The sequence below is a fragment of the Terriglobus albidus genome, from assembly GCF_025685425.1.
In the GTDB taxonomy this organism is placed as follows: Bacteria; Acidobacteriota; Terriglobia; order Terriglobales; family Acidobacteriaceae; genus Terriglobus; species Terriglobus albidus.
In genome coordinates, this window is record NZ_JAGTAS010000045.1 from 1 (window position 1) to 6523 (window position 6523).

Sequence of the window (6523 nt, forward strand, 5' to 3'; positions counted from 1 at the left end):
TTCGATGAGTGTGATCGCGCGTTGACGTTTCCGCTCCAGCTCCTCCGCACTGCCGACTGGACGCATCATGCCTCCTCGACTGCTCGGATAATAGTATAGGACATTATTTAAGCAGGAATCAATAGCCGCTGAGGTACCCAAGGCTATGACCTCAGCGGCTAAAGCCGCATGTTGTTCAGCGCTAACTCGGCACGGCTAAAGCCGTGCCCTTAAGCAAGACATTCGCAGAGGTGCGAACCCGTTGCGCAAAGCACAACGGGTTGGCTAAGCCCCTCACGAAAGAGCCCACCCAGAGCGGTTTTCCCGCCGTATAAACGGCGCCGCCTCAGGACAATTCCTCGCCACCATCTTCGGTCCGTCCCATTCGATCTTGTGGCCCGCACGCAATGACACACAGCCCAGCAGCATGATCTCCGTCAGACGCGCGGCGACGTCGAAACGCGAGTAGCACATCTCCGGCTTGTTTTCCTTCACTGCGGCGAGCCATTCCTGCGCATGAGCAACCACAAGATTCCCGCCATGTTTGTTGCGGGCGATCCGTTCCGGATATTGCGCCATGGCCGGATGCTTGAGGTAGTGGACGAACTTCTCCTCGCCCTTCAGCTTCACGAAGAAGTTGGTTCCATAGTCGTCCGGAGAAAAGACCGTGCCTCCCTCGCCAACCAGCAGACAGCCACTGTCGGGCACCTTGCCCTGCAGCGCCACAATGTCGGCGGTCAGTTCGACCGGCGGCTTGTTGCTCAGGTCATGGCCGCCACGGGCGCCTGGATCAGGCTGGCCGCCGTCGTACCACCACAGTGTCACTGCATCGTGCTCAACTTTTCTGTTGTGGTGGAAGAGATGCGGATGCTCAAGGGGAACGCGCCCTGTGCGCTTGGGAAAGTCGAAGCGAATTTTCGAACCGACGGGATACGATTCCTTGTTCATCTGGCCGAGAGGAGTCGCTTCAATCTCCGTCGGGTAATCGAGATCTAAAGCACGAAACGCCAGATTGACCGTGTGGCACGCCATGTCGCCCAGCGCGCCGGTGCCGAAATCCTGCCAGCCACGCCAGTTAAACGGCTCGTAGATTCCGCCTCGATCGTTCGGTTTGCCGCCCTTATATGGCCGCATGGGAGCAGGCCCAAGCCAGGTATCCCAATCTAATGTCGTAGGAACCGGGTCTTCTCCGTCCGGACGATCCATGGCCTGCGGCCAGATCGGGCGATTCGTCCAGACGTGAACCTCGTGCACTTGTCCGATGAGTCCGTCCTGGATCGTCTCTACCGCGCGGCGCAGACCGTCGGAGGCGCTGCCCTGATTGCCCATCTGCGTAACCAGCTTTCGATCGTTGGCCATCTCTCGCAGATAGCGCGCCTCATAGATGGTTTGCGTCAGCGGCTTCTGGCAAAAGACCGCCTTGTTCTTCTTCATGGCCAGCGACGCCACGATCGCATGCATATGGTCCGGCGTCGAAACCGTCACCGCATCGATCTGATTGCCCATCTGATCGAACATCTGCCGGAAGTCTTTGTAAAATTTCGCGCTCGAATACTTTTTGGTCTGCGCTTCATACGCCGCGGAACCTGTATCCACGTCGCACAACGCGACGATGTTCTCGCCGGCGCAGGCATCGGTGTCGCTGCGGCCTTTCCCGCCGATTCCGATGCAGGCGATATTCAGCTTGCTGTTGAGATTCTGTCCGCGCACAAACGCAGGCGCGCCAAACGCGAACGCGCCGGCAGCCAGAGAACTCTTTTTGATAAATTCACGGCGGCCGACACGCGAGGAGCCGGCGGCCTCGACAGTTTTCAGAGGGAGCAGTTTTTCAATTGGTTTCGACACGCGCACCAGAATACACTGTCCCGTTGAATGCAATCTCAAAGCATATCTTGAGAACAATCGTTTGAGGTTACTGACGTCACTAGCGCTCGCTTCAAACGTTAAGCGATTTCAGATACGGCACGCTGGGCGGCATCAGCGCCGGGTCTTCTTCCAATTCGACGAAGTAGTTCTTCACACCCGCGGTCTTTGCGGCTGCGAAGACCGCCTTCCAATCGACGACACCCTTGCCCAGCGGAACCTGGCGGAAACCGGACTTGGTGGATGGGTCCTTGACCCAGTCCTGGCAGTGCATGGAGCGGAAGCGGCCGGGGTACTTGTTGAAGTATGCGACGGGATCGTAGCCCTGCTGCATGGTAGAGACCTGGAACTGCAGGCTGGTGGTCTCCGGGTTCAAAAGGGCGATCATCATGTCGTAGACCGGCTTGCCGTCGATGTACGCGGAGACGAAGCCTTCGTTGTGCAGCAGCGCAACGATACCTGCGGCGTGGGCCTTTTCGGCGAAGGCATTGAAGGGCTCGACGTACCGCTTCACGTCATCTACGGTCTCGGTGCCTTTGTAGTTGAAGGGCCCAAGCGCGGCGACTGCCATCTGCGTCATGCCGAAGTCCTTGGCATAGGCGATGCTCTGGTCGGCCTTCTCAAACAGCTCCTTCGGCGCCCAGTGCGCGGAGACACAGCCGATGCCCCAGTCGTTCAGCATGCGCCGCAGCTCCTGCGGCTTGTACTGCTGCAGGCTGGAGAAGTCACTGTAGCCATAGGGCGAGCACAGCTCGATCTGAGTGAACCCTGCCGCGCGCAGGCCTTTCATGGTTCCGGCGAAGTCAGTGTTGATGGTCTTGCGTACGGGGTAGGTCTGGCAACCGATGGGCAGGCCAAGAGGATCGGCAGGCAGATACCGCGTGGCAGCGAGGAGAGCGGAGGCGGCGGTTCCGCCCTTGAGAAACGTTCTGCGATTCATCATCTGGCTGATCTCCCAAGGTGAAGCAATCGAAGAAACTATAGCAGCTACGGAGTCATGAGAGGGTAACGCCCCAGGTTTCTTGGCCATTGAACCTCAAAAGGACTGTGAAGGCCCGCTCTCTATACGAGCCGGATCACCGGTCGTGGCACGAGGCGTAGCCAGTTCGCACCTGCGGCGCGAATGCCTTGCTCCGGGGTCCCCAGACAATTTCATTGTCTGGGGTGGTTAAGGGGACGGCTTTTAGCCGTCCCGTTTGAAGCCTGGAAGAAATGCGGCTTTAGCCGCTGAGGTACCAAAGCTATGACCTCAGCGGCTAAAGCCGCATGCATTTTACGGTTTGGAATGGCACGGCTGAAGCCGTGCCCTTAAGCAAGACATTCGCACCTACGGTGCGAAGAGAGGGATTTATTTGACAATCAAATTGACATTCTGTACCAATACTGTGGTACAGTTTGCGGCATGATCTTCCGCCTCAACCCAGCCTCCGGCCATCCTCTCTATCTCCAGCTCATGGAACAGGTGCGTCATGCCGTCGAGACGGGCGTCCTGCAGGACGGCGATCTCATGCCGAGCATCCGTACGCTCGCCGAAGAGCTTGTGATCAGCCACAACACGGTCGCCAAAGCCTACATGGAGCTGCAGCACGAAGGCTTGCTCGAACTGCGTCATGGCTCCGGCGCTTACATCTCCGCGCCGCGCAGCGGCAAGGCGCGCGCCGCCAAGCTGCTCAAGGCGCAGACGCGCGTCCGCAGTGTCGTTGAAGACCTGCTCGACGACGATTTCTCCGCCGACGAGATTCGGCGTCTCTTCGAAGCCCAGCTCATCCACTCCACCGTCTCCGTGAGGAAGCCATGATTCCCGAGCGCGTCATCCAGACCAGCGAACTCACCAAGAACTACGGCAGTTTCCGTGCAGTCGACCATCTCAACCTCAGTGTCCGCGCCGAGCGCATTACCGGCTTTCTGGGTCGTAACGGAGCGGGTAAAAGCTCCACCATCAAGATGCTTCTCGGCATGATTCAGCCCTCTTCGGGCTCCGGTGTTGTCCTCGGATACCGCATCGACGACCCCAAACAGAGCATCGAGATCCGTCGCCGCATTGCCTACGTCGGGGAGGACAAGGGCCTCTATGGCTACATGACCGTCGCCGAGCTGATTCGCTTTACCCGCTCGTTCTATCGCGACTGGCAGCCCGACATCGAACGCCGCCTGCTTGCCGAGTACCGTCTTCCGCCCAACCGCAAAGTCAAAGCCCTCTCCAAGGGCATGCGCACGAAGCTCGCGTTGCTGCTCGCGCTCTCACGCCGTCCGGCGCTGCTCATCCTCGATGAGCCGACCGAAGGCCTCGACCCCGTATCCATCGAAGAGCTGCTGCAGACGCTTGTCAGCGCACCGGCCAATGGAACCACCGTCTTCTTCTCTTCACATCAGCTCTCCGAGGTCGAGCGCATCGCTGATGACATCCTCATGATCGACCGCGGCTGCGTCGTCCTCGATATGTCGCTTGAGCAGATTCGCGAAAACTATCGTCGCATCTCGCTCGGCTTCTCCAATCCCGCGCCGCAGCTTCAATCCATCCTCGGTGTGGAGAAGATGCGCAGCGAAGGCCGTCAGATCACCATTCTCGCCAGCAGCAATGCCGACGCCATCGCGCAGATGGGCCGCGATCGCGGAGCCGTAGATATCGACGTCTCCCCTGTCAATCTGCGCGAAATCTTCCTTGAGACCGTGCAGGAACGCAACCGGCAGGATCAGCAGCAACATCTGGAGCGCGAAGATGCTCTGGTATAAATCCTTCCGCGAGCTTCGCACCGTTACCCTCGTCGGTGCTGCCGCCATGGCTGCCGCCTGCTTATTCGTCGTTTTTTACCAGCAGCCCATGCGCGCCACTGCCGACGTACCCATGACTTACATCGCCTACATCTGGAAGTCGATCTACAACAGCCTCGGCACCGACATGTTCCTTATCCTTTCAGTCATTCTCGGTTCCGGCGGTCTACTGCAGGAGCGTGCGCAGGGCACTTCCGGCTTCACCCTCGCACTTCCCGTCAGCAGACGACACATCGTCATCACCCGCGCGGTGATGGGCTATTGCAGCGTGCTCATCATCGCCGCAGTGCCCATCTTCGCCGTGCCGATGGCCTCGCATTTCATCGGCGAGTACTATCCCGTGGCGCAGACCTGCGGCTTCTTCGCTCTCTGGGCCGCCGGCGGAGCTGTCTTCTACGGCCTCACCTTTCTGCTTGCGCATCGGCTCGAAGGCGACTACATCGCCGTGCTGGTCGCCATTCCCTCGTTCATGTTGTATGGAGCGCTGCTCAATCTTCCCTGGCTCGCACGCCTGCCGATGCTCAACATCTTCCATGTGATCAATGGCGAAGACATGCCGTTCTTCAACGAAGCCCAGCATCTGCTCGCCGCTCCGCTTCCCTTGCTGACGCTGACCGTCATGTTCGCCGTCAGCGCAACCTTCATCCTTCTTGCCGCGCGGCGTATCGAGCCGCTCGATTTCTAGAGAGGGGACTTATGCTCTGGTACAAAGCCTGGCGCGAAAGCAGCCTGCGATTCCTGATCAGCGCCGCCGTCATTACCCTGATGTGCCTGCTCTACACACTTTTTCAGAGCCGCCTCTATCCGATGTTCGCGCATATGCAACCGCGTATTCACAATTACACGCAGTACATTCACTGGACCATCTTCGGCGGAGCCACACGCGGCATTCTGCAACTCAGTTGCCTTCTCCTGGGACTGGGCGGACTGCAGCGGGAACGTAAGCAGAACACAATCGGCTTCACGCTCGCCCTTCCCGCCAGCCGCCTCAACCTCATCGCCTCGCGTGCTGGCCTCGGCATGCTGCAGGTGCTTGCTCTCGCGACTATTCCGTCGTTCATCATCCCTGTGGCATCGCATCTGGTCGGCCAACAGCTTCCGTTGGACTACTCCCTGCGCTTCATCCCGCTCTGGGCCGTAGGCGGTATCTTCACCTACGCCATCTCGTTCCTCGCATCCGTGCTCTTGCCCAGTGAATACGTCTCGCTTGGCGTCGCCTATGTCGTTTACTTCTTTTATCTCGCAGCAGCCCGGCTTCCCAGCCTGAGCCCCTTCCACTTGCATGTAGCGGACTTCATGGGCGGCCTTTCCCCTCACTACCTCGACCGCGGCACGATGCTCTGGACAGGCTCCTATGCCATCACACCCATTGCAGGATTTTTTGCCGCAGCGGTGACCTTGCTCGCTGTCAGCGGATTCGCCACAACGAAACAAGAGTTGTAAAAGGCCTGCAATATAAGCGCTGAAGGCCGGGGTCCCCAACGAACGTATTCGTTGGCGTGGAGATGCGTTCTATACGAGCCTTGAATTCCACGCGGATCAGCGGTCGTTGCACAGGGCGTAGCCAGTTCGCGCCTGCGGCGCGAATGCCTTGCTTAAGGGCACAGCTTTAGCTGTGCCATTCCAGACGTAGAGATGTATGCGGCTTTAGCCGCTGAGGTGCCCAAGCTATGACCTCAGCGGCTAAAGCCGCATTCTTCCAGGCTCCATACGGGACGGCTAAAGCCGTCCCCTTAAGCAAAACATTCGCGCCTACGGCGCGAAGCCAAAACCTGGGGCGTTGCCCCATAAGCGCTAACATATTAATTGACATTTATGTTCTTGCTCGATAGTTTCTGAATTATGGCGGAGTTGGAAGATTGGCCTGTATTGGTAGAGTTGTTTCCTTCAGGATGGCGGGAGCTTAGTC

General features: G+C 58.6%; 6 protein-coding genes. 4 read left to right on the forward strand and 2 right to left on the reverse strand.

Annotation, left to right across the window (positions count from 1 at the left end; translation table 11 throughout):
• Window positions 1-273 precede the first annotated feature (273 nt).
• Together OHL21_RS07955 and OHL21_RS07960 are read right to left on the reverse strand one after the other, a co-directional pair.
• Window positions 274-1824, reverse strand: coding sequence for a Gfo/Idh/MocA family protein (locus OHL21_RS07955; protein WP_263416719.1), 1551 nt, complete (start codon window positions 1822-1824; stop codon window positions 274-276).
• 91 nt (window positions 1825-1915) lie between these two features.
• Entirely contained in the window at window positions 1916-2785 is an 870-nt protein-coding gene (locus OHL21_RS07960) for a sugar phosphate isomerase/epimerase family protein (RefSeq protein ID WP_263416720.1), read from the reverse strand.
• A 459-nt stretch (window positions 2786-3244) separates the two neighbouring features.
• On the opposite strand from OHL21_RS07960, the gene OHL21_RS07965 reads away from it, so the two are divergent.
• The 4 genes from OHL21_RS07965 to OHL21_RS07980 are packed head-to-tail and all read left to right on the forward strand — an operon-like array spanning window position 3245 to window position 6057.
• Window positions 3245-3640: a GntR family transcriptional regulator gene (locus OHL21_RS07965; protein ID WP_263416721.1), complete on the forward strand. Its 396-nt coding sequence runs from the start codon at window positions 3245-3247 to the stop codon at window positions 3638-3640.
• A complete protein-coding gene (locus OHL21_RS07970) occupies window positions 3637-4575 on the forward strand; it encodes an ABC transporter ATP-binding protein (protein WP_263416722.1) in 939 nt (312 codons plus the stop codon). The genes OHL21_RS07965 and OHL21_RS07970 overlap by 4 nt, the downstream gene beginning before the upstream one ends.
• Window positions 4562-5299, forward strand: coding sequence for a hypothetical protein (locus tag OHL21_RS07975; protein ID WP_263416723.1), 738 nt, complete (start codon window positions 4562-4564; stop codon window positions 5297-5299). The genes OHL21_RS07970 and OHL21_RS07975 overlap by 14 nt, the downstream gene beginning before the upstream one ends.
• Before the next feature lie 11 nt (window positions 5300-5310).
• Window positions 5311-6057 carry a hypothetical protein gene (locus OHL21_RS07980; RefSeq protein WP_263416724.1) on the forward strand — a complete coding sequence of 249 codons (747 nt, stop codon included), beginning with the start codon at window positions 5311-5313 and terminating at the stop codon, window positions 6055-6057.
• Window positions 6058-6523 lie beyond the last annotated feature (466 nt).